Source organism: Flavobacteriales bacterium (assembly GCA_016715895.1).
In the GTDB taxonomy this organism is placed as follows: Bacteria; Bacteroidota; Bacteroidia; order Flavobacteriales_F; family PHOS-HE28; genus PHOS-HE28.
Genome location: JADJXH010000003.1, coordinates 1,084,978 through 1,097,664, shown reverse-complemented (window position 1 = coordinate 1,097,664; position 12,687 = coordinate 1,084,978). Strand labels below are relative to the sequence as shown.

Below are 12,687 nucleotides of genomic sequence, written 5' to 3'. Positions count from 1 at the left end.
GTTGAACCGGACCGACCATGGCCTCCCCGCGTCGAACGTTCCTCGCGCTCTGTGCCACCGCCGTCCTTGGGGCGGGCTGTTCCGGTGCGAAGAGCTATGTGAAGAAGGGCGAGAAGCTCGATGAGGCCGGGCTCTATGCGGAAGCGGCCGATATGTACCTGCAGGCCCTGCAACGCGATCAGAAGAACGTGGAGGCCAAGATCGGCCTCAAGAAGGCCGGGCAGACCCTGCTGAACGACAAGCTCGGCGCCTTCTTCCGCGAGGTGAACGGCACCGGCGACCGGGCCAAGGCCGTGGACACCTACCTCGACGCCAAGGCCTACGCCGACCGCGCCAACCGCCTGGGCGTGGTGCTCGACATCCCCGAGCACCATCAGGACGAGTATGAACGCGTGAAGGGCGAGCACCTCATCGAGCTCTACACGAAGGGGCAGGGGCAGCTGGAACGCCAGGAGTTCCAGGCGGCCGAGGCCACCTTCGCGCGCATCGCCAGGCTGGAGCCCGGCTACAAGGATGCCAGCAGCCTGCAGAACATCGCCTACCTGGAGCCCTTGTACCGCGCCGCCAAGAGCGACCTGGAGGGCGGGCGCTATCGCCGCGCCCACGAGGAGCTGAGCCGCGTGCTGGCCAAGGACCCCGCCTACAAGGACGCCTCGGCGCTCCACAACGAAGCCCTGCTCAAGGGGCAGTACTCGATCGCCGTGCTGCCCTTCGCCAGCAGCGGCAAGCGGTCGGACCTCGCCGCCCGCCTGCAGGCGCAGACCGTGAGCGGCATCACCGGTTCGGGCGATCCGTTCCTGAAGGTGGTGGACCGCGAGAACATGGACCGCATCCTTGAGGAGCAGCGGCTGGGCCTGAGCGGCGTGGTGGACCAGGCCACCGCCGTGCAGGTGGGCAACCTCATCGGCGCCAAGGCCGTGCTGATGGGCGACCTCATCAGCTATCGGGAGGAGGCGGGCAAGCCCAGGATGAGCACCAAGCGCGGGTACGAAGCCTATCCGGTGCGGCAGAAAGTGCCCGAGACCGGCGAAACGGTGCTGGTGACGAAGTACAAGCCTGTGGACTACACGGAGCACTACCAGGAGAACAAGGTGGTGGCCTCCTTCAGCTTCCGTCTGGTGAGCCTGGAGACCGGTGAGGTGCTGGTGAGCAGTGTGGTGGACGTGAACGAGGAGGACCACGCCTACTACGCCAGCTATGCCGGCAACCGCGAGGCCCTGCTGCCCAGCCTCAATGGCGCCCTCGACCAGACCGACCGCGCCCGGCGCGACCTGCGCACTCTGCTGAACGCTCCGCGCGAAGTGAAGCCCGTGGCCACCCTGGTGAACGACGCCATGCGCAAGGCCGGCGACCGCATCGCCCGCGAGGTGGTGGGCCACCTTTCCCAGAAGCTGCCGTGATGCGCCGCGCCCTCCGCTGGTCCGTGCTGCTGCTCGTGGCGTCCTGCAAGCCCGCCCAACAGGTGCAGGAACCGCCGCCGCCGGCCCCGGTCGTGCGCCCGACCTGGGTGGACAGCCGCCCCGTCACCGGCGCCTACTATGTCGGCATCGGCATCGCCCCCAAGAACCGCCCCGACTTCCAGGAGGCGGCCAAGCAGAACGCCCTCAACGACCTGGCCAGCGAGATCAGCGTCACCGTGGAGGGCAACAGCCTGCTGTACACCCTGGACACACGCGGGCAGTTCACCGACAGCTACACCAGCACCGTGCGCACCCGCACCAGCCAGCAGCTGGAGGGCTTCGAGCTGGTGGACAGCTGGGACAGCGGCACCGAGCTGTGGACCTACTACCGCTTGAGCAAGGCCGAGCACGCACGCCTGCAGGCCGAGAAGAAGCGCGCCGCCATGACCCAGGCCACCGACCTGCACGGCCGCAGCCGGTCCGCATTGTCCGCCGGTGACCTTCCCGGGGCCTTCGACCTGGAGCTGCGCGCCCTCATCGCCCTCCGCGATCACTGGGGTGAGGCCGACCGGGTGGAGGTCGAGGGGCGGTCCGTGGTGCTGGCCAACGAACTGTACGCCGGTCTTCAACAGCTCACCTCCGGCCTCACCCTCGTCAGCCTTCCGGAGCGCTGCGTGCTGGAGCCCGCCAACGGCCATCGCCGCGAGCTCCTCATCCGGGCGCGCCACGGGACCGCCGGCGCACTGCGCGACATGGCCCAGGTGCCCCTCACGGCCACCTATCCCGGAAGCGCCGGCAAGGTGACGGTGAACAAGCGCACCGATGCCGACGGCCACGCCCGCATCACCGTGGAGGGCGTGTCGCTGGATGCCGCAACGCCCGAGCTGCTCGTCCGCCTCGACCTGGACGCCCTGGTGAACGGGGCCGGCGACCCGGCCCTGGTGCGCACGCTCACCGCCGGCCTCAGCGTGCCCGAACTGCATGTGCCGATCGACCTGCGGATGCCCCGCGTGCTGCTGAAGGCCGATGAACGCGCCTATGGCTCCCCCCTCGCCAACGCCGGCGTGGCCGTCGCCCTGCGCGAGGAGCTTGCCCGCCGCGGCTTCCGCTTCGTGGACCGCGAGGCCGAGAGCGACCTGGTGATCGTCCTGAGCGCCGACACGCGCGAGGGCGGCACCACCAGCGGGTTCTACACCGCCTTCCTCGACCTCACCCTCACCTGCACCGACCGCCGCACCGGTGAACTGGTGCACCAGACCGGCCGCCAGGGCATGAAAGGTGTGCAACTGGCCTACGACAAGGCCGCCCTGGAGGCCTACAAGAAGGGCGCGCAGGACCTCCGCAAGGACCTTGTGCCCGCCTTGATCACGGCGATCTTGTAGGAACCACGCGCATTCCGGAAGTTTGGCACGCCGTTCGCAAACCCGCCACCAACGACACGAACCACGTCGACGACCATGAGCACTCCGACCCTCCGCCCCGCCACCCTTGTGCTGTCGGCCGCCCTGCTGGCCGCCGGCATGGCCTCCTGCAAGCCCAAGAAGAAGATCGCCGAGAACAACACCCAGCCGCCTCCCAACGAGGTGGAGGTGGTGGTGCTCTGCTCCGGCCCCGAGTACTTCACCAACAAGGAGTTCTTCCGCGCCAACGCGGTGGGGGAGAGCATGGACCAGCAGACCGCCAAGAGCAAGGCCCTCAACGCCGCCCGCGGTCAGCTCGCCGCCGACATCAACACCGCCGTCAAGCGCGTCGTCGACAACTACGTGAACAGCCGCGAGCTCAACAACAAGGAGGAGATCGCCGAGCGCTTCGAGGGCCTCACCCGCGAGGTCACCGACCAGCGCCTCAGCGGCACCCGCACCATCTGCGAAAAGCTCACCAAGACCCCGCAGAACACCTACAAGAGCTACCTCGCCATCGAGCTCAGCGCCCAGGACCTCCTGAGCGAGTACAATGAGCGCCTCAGCCAGGACGAGCGCCTGCGCATCGACTACGACTACGAGAAGTTCAAGGAGACCTTCGACAAGGAGATGGAGAAGCTCAAGAACGAGCGCTGATCCCCCGATCGATCCCGCGAGCCCCCCGGTGACCCCGGGGGGCTTTGCTTTTCGGCCCACCTTTGCCCCATGCATCGTCTATTGACCGCCGGGGCCGCCGTGCTCGCCATCGCCGTGGCCCTCGGCGCCTTCGGCGCCCATGGATTGAAGAGCATGCTGTCCCCCGACGCGCTCGCGCAATGGCGCACCGGGGTGGAATACCAGTTCTACCACGGCCTGGGCCTCCTGCTGCTCGCCGCCCTGCACGGCCGGATCCCCGAGCGTCCGCTCCGCCTGGCCGGCGGGCTGCTCCTGGCCGGCGTGGTGGCCTTCTCCGGCTCCCTCTACCTGCTGGCCACCCGCGACCTGCTTGGCACCCAAGGCCTTACACCGGTCCTCGGACCGGTGACGCCCCTCGGGGGCCTCTGCCTCATCGCCGGGTGGGGGCTGCTGCTGGTGGGCGCCCGTCGCGGACACTGACGGATGTTGGCCCGCCCACCCGGCCTTCCTCTACCTTTGCCGCCCTATTCCAACCCAACGGACATGAACGAGTTCGGCAAGCGACCGAAGAACGCGGACCTCTCCTCCATCGGCCTGGGCCTTGTGGGCGACGCCTACTGGAACCTCGAACCCGCCGAGCTGATCGAGCACACCATCGTCAACGGTCAAGGCGTGTTCGCGGACAGCGGCGCCCTGGCCATCGATACCGGTGAGTTCACCGGACGAAGCCCCAAGGACAAGTTCTGCGTGAAGGACGCCAAGACGCAGGACACCGTGTGGTGGGGCGACGTCAACATCGCCTTCGATGAGGCCAAGTTCGACGCCCTCTACGAGAAGATGTGCGCCTACCTGATGAACCGCGATGTGTACATCAAGGACGCCACCGCCTGCGCCGACCCCGAATACCGCCTCAACGTGCGCGTGGTGGCCGAGTATCCCTGGAGCGCCCTCTTCGCCGGCAACATGTTCATCCGCCCCTCGGCCGCCGAGCTCGAGGACTTCACCCCCGAGTGGCACGTGGTCTGCGTGCCCGGCTTCACCGCCGACCCGGCCAAGGACGGCACCCGCCAGCACAACTTCGCCATCATCAACTACAGCCGGAAGATGATCATCATCGGGGGCACGGGCTACACCGGCGAGATCAAGAAGGGCATCTTCACCGTGCTGAACTACGTGCTGCCCCAGGAGCGCGGTGTGCTCAGCATGCATTGCAGCGCCAACATTGGCAAGGACGGCGACACGGCCGTGTTCTTCGGCCTCAGCGGCACGGGCAAGACGACGCTCAGCGCCGACCCGGACCGCCGCCTGATCGGCGACGATGAGCATGGCTGGAGCGATTCCGGCGTGTTCAACTTCGAGGGCGGCTGCTACGCCAAGTGCATCGACCTCAGCGCCGAGAAGGAGCCCCAGATCTGGAACGCCATCAAGTTCGGTGCCCTGCTGGAGAACATCGTCTTCCACGAGGGCACCACCAAGGTGGACTTCAGCGACGGCACCAAGACCGAGAACACGCGCGTCAGCTACCCCATCCACCACATCGACAACATCGCGGTGCCCAGCATGGGCGCCCATCCGAAGAACATCTTCTTCCTCACCTGCGATGCCTACGGTGTGCTGCCCCCCATCAGCCGCCTCACGCCGCAGCAGGCCATGTACTGGTTCATCAGCGGCTACACCGCCAAGGTGGCCGGCACCGAGGCCGGGGTCACCGAGCCCAAGACCGTCTTCAGCGCCTGCTTCGGCGCGCCCTTCCTGGCCCTGCACCCCGGCAAGTACGCCGCCATGCTGGGCGAGAAGCTGCGCCAGCACGACGTGCGCATCTGGCTGGTGAACACCGGCTGGAGCGGTGGCGCCTACGGCACCGGCGAACGCATGAAGCTCAAGTACACCCGCGCCATGATCACCGCCGCCCTGCGTGGTGAGCTCGACGGCGTGGACTACCACCAGCATCCCGTGTTCGGCGTGAGCTTCCCGGCCACCTGCCCGCATGTGCCCGATGGCATCCTCGACCCCCGCAGCACCTGGAAGGACAAGGCCGCCTACGACCAGCAGGCCGAGCGCCTGGCCAAGGCGTTCAACGACAATTTCGCCAAGTACAAGGACGGGGTGGAGCCCGAGGTGCTCGCCGCCGCGCCCCGCTCCACGGTGAAGGCCTGAGGTGACAACGACCGATCGCATCATGGCCCCGGCCCCAGCGCCGGGGCCATGTCATTCACGGCCGGCGGGCCATGGCCCTAAATTCGCAGCCCGTTCCGCATGACCCTCCGCAAGCTGGCCGCCGGGCTGTCCTTCCTCACCCTCGGGCTGGCCCCGCCGGAGGCACGGGCACAGGCCCTTGACCCGCTGGAGGGCGAACGCCACTACCCGGAGCGGGTGGCGGCGGACCTGGAGCTCTGGCGCAGCACCCTGCACGAGGCCCACGCCGATCCCTACCGGCACGTGACCAAGGCCGCGCTGGACCGCGCCATCGACGAGGCCATCGCTCGTGCGCGCGTCCCCCTCACCGCCGCCGAGGTGGCCGACCTGATCACCCCCGTGCTGCAGCTCATCGGCGATGCGCACACCCGCGTGGACCTGCCCACCACCGTCGAGCGCGTGCTCCGTGAACAGGTGCCGCTGCTGCCCCTCGCCGTGCGCGCCGTGGGCCCGGGCCTCTTCGTGGAGGAGGAGCTCAAGGGCTTCCGCTCCATCCCCTCCGGAAGCCGCATCGTCTCCGTCAACGGCCGTTCGGCCGCGGGCATCCTGGACACGCTGGCCGACAGGGCCCTCTCCGATGCGAACGACTCCCTCTTCCGCGTGCGGCAGGTGGAGCGCGACCTGCCCTACCTGCTGTACCGCCACCTGGACCGTTCGCCCACATTCACCATCACCTTCGAACCGCCCAGCGGCCGCGCCCGCACCGAACAGGTGATGGGCCTCACGGGCGAGGAGGTCCGCCGTTCGGTACGACCGGAGAACGGCCCTCTGCTGCCCTGGAGCGCGGCCCACCACGCCGACCACCACACCACCTGGCTCTCCCTCCGCAGCTTCCACACGGACACCCTGCTGAACGCGGGCATCCGGCCCGAACGCTTCGTGGAGGACTTGCGGCGCGACCTCAAACGGAACCGCTCCCGCGTGCTGGTGATCGATGTGCGCGGGGCCGCCGGCGGTGAACTGGCCCTGGCCGAGCTCGCGCACTCCGTGTACGCCTTGAAGCCCTATCGCGTGGTGCAGGACATGACCGTGCGCCTCACCGGTCCGCCGAAGCACTATGGCCTGTGCGAACCCCTGCCGGAGTTCTTCGCCACCGTGGGCGCCCATTACCTGCCCGGCGACCACGGCCGCTATCACCTGCGCCCCGATGACCCCCGATTGGAGCTCCTGGAACCGCGCCCCAACGCCTTCGATGGCAAGGTGTACGTGGTGTGCGATGCCCTCACGCGGGAGGCCGCGGCCGCCCTGGTGATGATGGCCCGCCGTGCGGGAAGGGCCAGCATCGTGGGCGAGGAGGTGGGCACCAACAGCCTCAGCAGCTGCGGCGGTCGTGTCCTGCGCCTGCGCGCACCCAACACCGGCCTCGTCTTCCACATTCCCCTCATCCGCTACGTGTACGAGGGCACGCCCCGCGGCCCGCTCGATCGCGGCGAACTGCCCGACCACGCCTTCGCGGTGGACGCCCGCGCCCTGGCCACCGGCCGCGACCTGCTGCGCGATGCGCTCATGGAGATGATCATCGAACTGCAGTGAGGCCCCTCGCAGCCACCGGCGCCCTGGCCCTGCTCGTCGCCTGCGCTCCGGCGGTCGCGCCCGACCTCGATCAGGCTCCGGCCGCGTCTTGGACCGAACGCCCCAACGAGGCCGCCGCCCACTTCCGAAGCTGGCATGGCCCGGATGGCGAAGCCCTGCTGGTCCTGGGGCCGTCCGCCGACACCCTGGCCCGCCTGCTGATCACCACGGCCGATCCCGCACCGGCCGGACCCTGCGGCGGCGCATGGGCGACCCTGCGGCCCGGCGACCGGGACCTGGTGCTGCTGAGCACCACGCACACCGCCTACATCGCCGCGTTGCACGCCGTGCCGCGTGTGTCCGCCTGTGCCTGGCCCGACCGGCAACGCGACAGCACGATGCGTGCGGCGCTGGCCGCAGGCGCTGCGGCAGGCCTGGCGGAGGGGGAGGGGACGCGCCTGGAACAGCTCACCGCCCTTGATCCCGCGCTGGTGCTTCACCACCCCTTCGGCGGCGGTGTGGACCGGTTGCCGCCACAGCATGTGGCGGTACCCGTCTGCGAATACCTGGAGCCGCATCCGCTCGGCCGTGCGGAATGGCTGCGCTTCTTCGGCGTGCTCACCGGCACCGTGGCCACCGCCGACAGTCTCTATGCCGCCATCGCCGCCCGTTACCGGGGGGCGGTGCGCACGGCCGGCCCCGACGCGCCGCTCGTCTTCATCGGCAGCGCCTGGCGTGGGGTGTGGAGCGTGCCGGCGGGCAACAGCCTCATGGCGCGCCTGGTGGTCGACGCCGGCGGGCGCTACCGCTACGCGGACCGCATCGCCGGAGGCAACATCGACCTGCCGCTGGAGGTGGTGATGGCCGATGCGCATACCTGCACCCACTGGGGTGTGCTGGCCGAGGTGCCCGCACTGCGCACGGCGGCCGACCTGCCCGGCGTGGATGCCCGCATGCTGAACACACCGGCCTTCCGGTCGGGTACCGTGTTCGTGGCCAACAGCGCCGAGGCCGACCTCTTCGGAAGGGCCATGCTGGAACCCGATGTGCTGCTGAACGACCTGCGGGCCTTGTTCGTTTCCGGGGAGCTCCCGGACCACCGGCCCGCCTACTTCCGCCGCCTGCCTCAGTAGCGCAGGCCCGCCCGCCGGAACAGGTCACCCATCAGCCAGGCCGGGCCGATCAGCAGGAACTGCAGGTCCTGGAAGAAGCTCGGCTTTTTGCCTTCGATGTGGTGGCCGATGAACTGGCCGATCCATCCGCCGGCGAACAGGCCCAGGCAGGTGGCCCAGAGCGGCAGCGGCAGCCAGCGCTCCATCAGCAGCACCAGCCCGCAGCACAGCAGGCACCAGGCCACCATGGCCAGCATCATCGGCTTGCTGAGCCGCGCATAGAACACCGCCACGGCCGCCACCGCCGTCCACGCCCACACATGCGGCGTGGCCACGGGGGAGGGGATGCTCCACAGCAGCCCCACGATGCTCAGGAAGATCACCGGGATGCACACCCAGTGCAACGCCTTGTTGGTGGGGTCGCGATGGCTCTCGCCATACGCCGCGAACCAGTCGTGGATGCTCCGCATGTCAACCAAGGTAGCGCTCCCGCAGCACCGCCACATGGTGCAGCGCGTGCCCGGCCGTGGCCCAGCCGATGGCCCGCACGCTGATGGGGTTCCCGTTCGCGGTGCCGCGCTGCAGCAGGTCCTCGGGCTCGAAGCTGCGGAACAGCGCCAGGGTGGCCGCATGCACCGCGCCGTGCTCGGCCAGCAGCCCGGCCAGCGTGCGACGGTCGGCCCGGGCGGCCGGCACCCATGCGTCCTCGTCGAAGCCAGGCAGCGGCGTAGCATCGCGGCGTGCGAACCGCAAGGCCCGGTAGGCGAACACGCGCTCCGCATCGATCAGGTGCAGCAGCACCTCCTTCACCGTCCACTTGCCGGGCGCGTACCGGTGGTCGCCGCGCGCTTCCGGGACCGCGCTGAAGGCGGCCCGCACGGCCTCGGCGGCGTGCACCAGCGCTTCGCACACGTCCGCGCCGGGCGCTTCCTGCACGTAGCCGCGGTAGAACGCGGGGATCTCCTCCATCAAGGGTCGCTCGGTGCTCATGGCGCAAGGATGTAGGGGTGGCGGATGATCGTGCCTTCCAGATGCAGCACCGCCACCTGGAGGCCGGGCGCGGGGCGTTCGGCAGGCCAGGTGGTGGTGCCTTCGGCGAAGCGGACCGTGCGCCGCTCGAGCAGGCGGCCCTGCGCGTCCCAGCGCTCCAGCACGCCCGTGCCCGGACGTTCGGCGTCCAGCAGCAGCGTGCCGTCCGCGGCATGGCGCAGCGCCACCGGGGAGGGCGCCTCCAGCGCGGGACCGCCGGCCACCACGCCATCGAAGCTCAGGTCCAGGATCACCGGCAGGTGGTCGCTCATGTAGTACAGCGCCCGCAGCACCGCGAACGGTGTCTGGCCCGTGCTGCAATCGGTGATGTTGTCGTTGAAGCAGGTGCCCGAGTTGCCCACCGGACGGCAGCTGCCGGCGACGTAGCTCAGCCGGTCGCCGCCGTTCATCGCCGTCTGGCTCAGCAGGATCATGTCGAAGCGGTCGTCCAGCCCTCCGCCGGCACCCTCGCCGTACAGCGTGTTGGTGCGCGTGCTCTGCGTGTGGTGCTGGGTCATCGCCGAGTTGCCGTTCCAGCTGATCGGCAGCGTAAGGGGGTCGTCCAGCGGGTTGCCCACCCCTGTCGTCATGAAGGTCGTGTAGGCCCCTTCGTCGGCGGCGTAGATGTTCATGTCGCCGCCCACGATCACGTTGCGGCCCGGCGGCAGGCTGTTCAGGTGGTCCATCAGCACCTGCGCCATCTGCTGGCGGGCGAACTCGTTCACCACGCCGGTGCTGGCCTTCAGGTGGGCCACATAGACCGTGATCCAGGTGGTGTCCTGCGACTGGGGCAGGTCCACGTCGTTCACGTACAGCGTGTACACGTTGATGTCACGCACCGCCGTCGTCAGGGTCTGTTGCCCGGCCAGGGTGAAGCGCTCGTGGTCGTAGTACAGCAGCTGCTGCAGCTTCACCGTGCTGCCCGGGTCGCTGATCTGCGGCACCCAATCGGCGCGGCTGAAGCGGGTGACGCCGTTGGTGTTCAGCGCGTCGTTCAGCACCAGGTTGGCCCCGGCGAGCGTTTCGATCTCCTGGGCCAGCAGCAGATCGGGCCGCACATGGTCCACGATGCGGGCCAGGGTGTCCTGCCGCCCGGCCGGCACCGGTTCGGGGAAGGCCAGCAGGTTGTAGCTCATCACCCGCAGGGTGGTCTGCGCCAGCACCGGCCCGGTGCAGGGCAGGCTCCACAGGGCGAAGAGGAGGAGGGCGCGGAAGGGGGCGGTGGTCACGTCCCAAAGGTACCCGCCACGGCATCGCGCAGCAGCCCGGCCACTTCCTTGGCCACCAGCGGCCAGGCCGCCGGTCGCAGCCACCAGGTGCGCGGCGGCACCCGCGGATCGGGCAGCGCGATCACGCCCACGAGCACCGCGTCGCCGTTGGCCCGGGCATGGGCGTGGCGCGTGCGGCGGGCGTGCACGCCGAGGCTCACCACGTCGTAGGCGCCCAGCCCCAGCCACCGCGCCTGCGCCGCCATGGCCTGCGCCGCCGACACCGTTCGACCCCGCGCATCGGGCAGCCCCGGCACCGCCAGCACCTGCGCCTCCGGCATCCCCAAGGCCACCAGCCGCAGCGCCCGCTCTTCGGCCCAGGTCAGTGCGCAGGCCGTCCGCGCGCCGTGAGGCCCGTGCACCCGCACCGCGTGGCCCGTGGCGGCCAGCCCTTCGCCGTTGAGCCGGAGGGTCTGCACGAAGAGCAGGGCCGTGGTGTCGCCCGGCGCCACGGCCGCGCGGCTCACCAGCCGCAGCTGGCGCACCCCCGGACCCACGGTCACCTCCTCGGTGCGCAGGCGGCCATCGGCGCGGCCTTCGCGCAGCGGAAGGGTGTCGCCCAGCAGCTGCCAGCGCACGCCGGGCAGCCCGGCAAGTTGCATCCGCCAGGGCCCGGCCAGCGGCTCGCCGTCGATCACCAGGGTGTCACCGCGGTGGAGGTAACGCGCCAGGGGCCGCTCGCCGCCGGTGACGAAGACCTGGCGCGCCCCGCGGGCCTGCGCCAGCCGGAGCACATCGGACAGGCGGTCGTTCGGGATCCAGCCTTCCACCACCAGGGCCGGCGCGCCCACCGGCGCGGTGAGGGCCAGCCACGGCGCCACGGTGAGCAGCACGCCCAGCAGCGCGGTCGCGGTGAGCAGGATAAGGGTGGCGCGGCGCCTCATGCCTCGTCGGCGATGGCGTGGCGCAGCTCCTGCAGCTCGGCGCGGGCCTTGCGGTCGCCGGCCACGGTGCACTGCAGCAGGCCCACATCGCACACGTGCAGGGCGTCGTGCGCACGGCCCACCTCGGCCAGCAGCAGGGCCAGCTGGTAGTAGGTGGCGATGTGGTGCGGCGCATCGCGCACGAGCTGCTCCAGGTCGTCGATGGCCCCGCCGGTGTCGCCCAGCCGCTTCAGCTCCAGGGCGATGGCGTAGCGCAGGAAGAGGTCGCCCGGCTCCTCGGCCAGCAGGGCGCGCAGCTGCGTCAGCCGGTCGGTGCTCATGGCGCGAAGGGATGGGCGCTCCATGCGGCGCGCAGCTCGGCCGCCGCCCCGATGCGCACGATGCGGCCCTGGTCCATTTCGGCGATGCGGTCGGCCAGGTGGAAGGCGTCCTCGCGGTCGTGCGTCACCACCACCGCGCCGGTGCCGTGGTCGCGCAGGATGCGCAGCACCTCCTGCCGAACCGCCGCCCGGGTGCCGGGGTCCAGGTCGCTGAAGGGCTCATCCATCAGCATCAGGGCGGGGCGCCGCACCAGGCTGCGGGCGATGGCCACGCGCTGCTGCTGCCCGCCGCTCAGCTGGTGCGGGTAGCGGTCGCCCAGGCCCTCCAGCCCCACGGCCGCCAGCTCCTCCTGCACGCGGCGCTCGCGCTCGGCGCGGGGACGGTCGGCCAGGCCGAAGCCCACATTGCCGCGCACGGTGAGGTGGGGGAAGAGGGCCAGCCCCTGGAAGACGAAACCCACCGGCCGTTCCTCCGGCGGCACCCACGCAACGCCGCCGCTCAGGACGCGCCCCTGCACGGTGATGCGGCCGGCGGCGGGACGCTCCAGCCCGGCGATGAGCCGCAGCAAGGTGGTCTTGCCGCAACCGCTGGGCCCCACCACCACCAGCACCTCGCCCGCGGCCAGCTCCAGCCCCACCCCATGCAGGATGGCCCGCCCGTCGTGGGCGAAGTGCAGGTCGTGGACGGTGAGCAGGGCAGGCACGGCGGCGGACCGCGAAACTACGGGTGCACGGCGCGTGCGGCCTATCCGCGGTGGTCATTCGGCGTTGGACGCTGGCGCGCCGCTTTGGGCGCGATGGCGTTCAACTGATCATTGCCGCATTGCGTCAATTTCTGGACTTGAAAGGAGGGTGCTATTGCGTATATCGTTCCGATGCGGGTGATAGTGCGCAATGTCATGGTGCCTCCTCCAGTTCATCGAGATGCTG

The 12,687-nt window shown here is 70.0% G+C and carries 13 protein-coding genes; 7 read left to right on the top strand and 6 right to left on the bottom strand.

Features of this window, described 5'->3' with window-relative positions; all coding sequences use genetic code 11:
• Window positions 1-17: 17 nt before the first annotated feature.
• From IPM49_05095 to IPM49_05065, 7 genes are all read left to right on the top strand, one after another.
• A complete protein-coding gene (locus IPM49_05095) occupies window positions 18-1,400 on the top strand; it encodes a hypothetical protein (protein ID MBK9273903.1) in 1,383 nt (460 codons plus the stop codon).
• On the top strand, window positions 1,400-2,782 hold the full coding sequence (locus tag IPM49_05090) for an LPP20 family lipoprotein (GenBank protein ID MBK9273902.1): 1,383 nt from the start codon (window positions 1,400-1,402) through the stop codon (window positions 2,780-2,782). Before IPM49_05095 ends, IPM49_05090 begins: the two co-directional genes overlap by 1 nt.
• Window positions 2,783-2,857: 75 nt before the next feature.
• Window positions 2,858-3,457: a hypothetical protein gene (locus IPM49_05085; protein ID MBK9273901.1), complete on the top strand. Its 600-nt coding sequence runs from the start codon at window positions 2,858-2,860 to the stop codon at window positions 3,455-3,457.
• A 69-nt stretch (window positions 3,458-3,526) separates the two neighbouring features.
• Window positions 3,527-3,916, top strand: a complete 390-nt coding sequence (locus IPM49_05080; protein MBK9273900.1) for a DUF423 domain-containing protein — start codon at window positions 3,527-3,529, stop codon at window positions 3,914-3,916.
• A gap of 63 nt (window positions 3,917-3,979) precedes the next feature.
• Window positions 3,980-5,593, top strand: coding sequence for a phosphoenolpyruvate carboxykinase (ATP) (gene pckA, locus IPM49_05075; protein MBK9273899.1), 1,614 nt, complete (start codon window positions 3,980-3,982; stop codon window positions 5,591-5,593).
• 99 nt (window positions 5,594-5,692) lie between these two features.
• Window positions 5,693-7,165 carry a hypothetical protein gene (locus IPM49_05070; GenBank protein ID MBK9273898.1) on the top strand — a complete coding sequence of 491 codons (1,473 nt, stop codon included), beginning with the start codon at window positions 5,693-5,695 and terminating at the stop codon, window positions 7,163-7,165.
• Window positions 7,162-8,277, top strand: a complete 1,116-nt coding sequence (locus IPM49_05065) for a hypothetical protein (protein MBK9273897.1) — start codon at window positions 7,162-7,164, stop codon at window positions 8,275-8,277. The genes IPM49_05070 and IPM49_05065 overlap by 4 nt, the downstream gene beginning before the upstream one ends.
• On the opposite strand, the gene IPM49_05060 is transcribed toward IPM49_05065, so the two are convergent.
• From IPM49_05060 to IPM49_05035, 6 genes are read right to left on the bottom strand one after another with little or no spacing between them, the layout of a single operon-like run.
• Window positions 8,271-8,726 (bottom strand): DUF962 domain-containing protein, encoded by a 456-nt coding sequence (locus IPM49_05060; GenBank protein MBK9273896.1) that lies wholly within the window; start codon window positions 8,724-8,726, stop codon window positions 8,271-8,273. The genes IPM49_05065 and IPM49_05060 overlap by 7 nt on opposite strands.
• A gap of 1 nt (window position 8,727) precedes the next feature.
• On the bottom strand, window positions 8,728-9,246 hold the full coding sequence (locus tag IPM49_05055) for a DinB family protein (protein ID MBK9273895.1): 519 nt from the start codon (window positions 9,244-9,246) through the stop codon (window positions 8,728-8,730).
• Window positions 9,243-10,514, bottom strand: coding sequence for an endonuclease/exonuclease/phosphatase family protein (locus tag IPM49_05050; GenBank protein ID MBK9273894.1), 1,272 nt, complete (start codon window positions 10,512-10,514; stop codon window positions 9,243-9,245). Before IPM49_05050 ends, IPM49_05055 begins: the two co-directional genes overlap by 4 nt.
• The gene (locus IPM49_05045; protein ID MBK9273893.1) at window positions 10,511-11,437 is read right to left on the bottom strand and encodes a hypothetical protein; all 927 of its coding nucleotides are present in this window, start codon (window positions 11,435-11,437) and stop codon (window positions 10,511-10,513) included. The genes IPM49_05050 and IPM49_05045 overlap by 4 nt, the downstream gene beginning before the upstream one ends.
• On the bottom strand, window positions 11,434-11,757 hold the full coding sequence (locus IPM49_05040; protein MBK9273892.1) for a tetratricopeptide repeat protein: 324 nt from the start codon (window positions 11,755-11,757) through the stop codon (window positions 11,434-11,436). Before IPM49_05040 ends, IPM49_05045 begins: the two co-directional genes overlap by 4 nt.
• The gene (locus IPM49_05035; protein MBK9273891.1) at window positions 11,754-12,461 is read right to left on the bottom strand and encodes an ABC transporter ATP-binding protein; all 708 of its coding nucleotides are present in this window, start codon (window positions 12,459-12,461) and stop codon (window positions 11,754-11,756) included. The genes IPM49_05040 and IPM49_05035 overlap by 4 nt, the downstream gene beginning before the upstream one ends.
• Between the last annotated feature and the right edge of the window lie 226 nt (window positions 12,462-12,687).

What these genes read in the sequence shown, in the direction of transcription:
- IPM49_05095 (MBK9273903.1), top strand. Translation starts at nt 18, where the DNA reads ATGGCCTCCCCGCGTCGAACGTTCCTCGCGCTCTGTGCCACCGCCGTC.
- IPM49_05090 (MBK9273902.1), top strand. Translation starts at nt 1,400, where the DNA reads ATGCGCCGCGCCCTCCGCTGGTCCGTGCTGCTGCTCGTGGCGTCCTGC.
- IPM49_05085 (MBK9273901.1), top strand. Translation starts at nt 2,858, where the DNA reads ATGAGCACTCCGACCCTCCGCCCCGCCACCCTTGTGCTGTCGGCCGCC.
- IPM49_05080 (MBK9273900.1), top strand. Translation starts at nt 3,527, where the DNA reads ATGCATCGTCTATTGACCGCCGGGGCCGCCGTGCTCGCCATCGCCGTG.
- pckA (MBK9273899.1), top strand. Translation starts at nt 3,980, where the DNA reads ATGAACGAGTTCGGCAAGCGACCGAAGAACGCGGACCTCTCCTCCATC.
- IPM49_05070 (MBK9273898.1), top strand. Translation starts at nt 5,693, where the DNA reads ATGACCCTCCGCAAGCTGGCCGCCGGGCTGTCCTTCCTCACCCTCGGG.
- IPM49_05060 (MBK9273896.1), bottom strand. Translation starts at nt 8,726, where the DNA reads ATGCGGAGCATCCACGACTGGTTCGCGGCGTATGGCGAGAGCCATCGC.
- IPM49_05055 (MBK9273895.1), bottom strand. Translation starts at nt 9,246, where the DNA reads ATGAGCACCGAGCGACCCTTGATGGAGGAGATCCCCGCGTTCTACCGC.
- IPM49_05045 (MBK9273893.1), bottom strand. Translation starts at nt 11,437, where the DNA reads ATGAGGCGCCGCGCCACCCTTATCCTGCTCACCGCGACCGCGCTGCTG.
- IPM49_05040 (MBK9273892.1), bottom strand. Translation starts at nt 11,757, where the DNA reads ATGAGCACCGACCGGCTGACGCAGCTGCGCGCCCTGCTGGCCGAGGAG.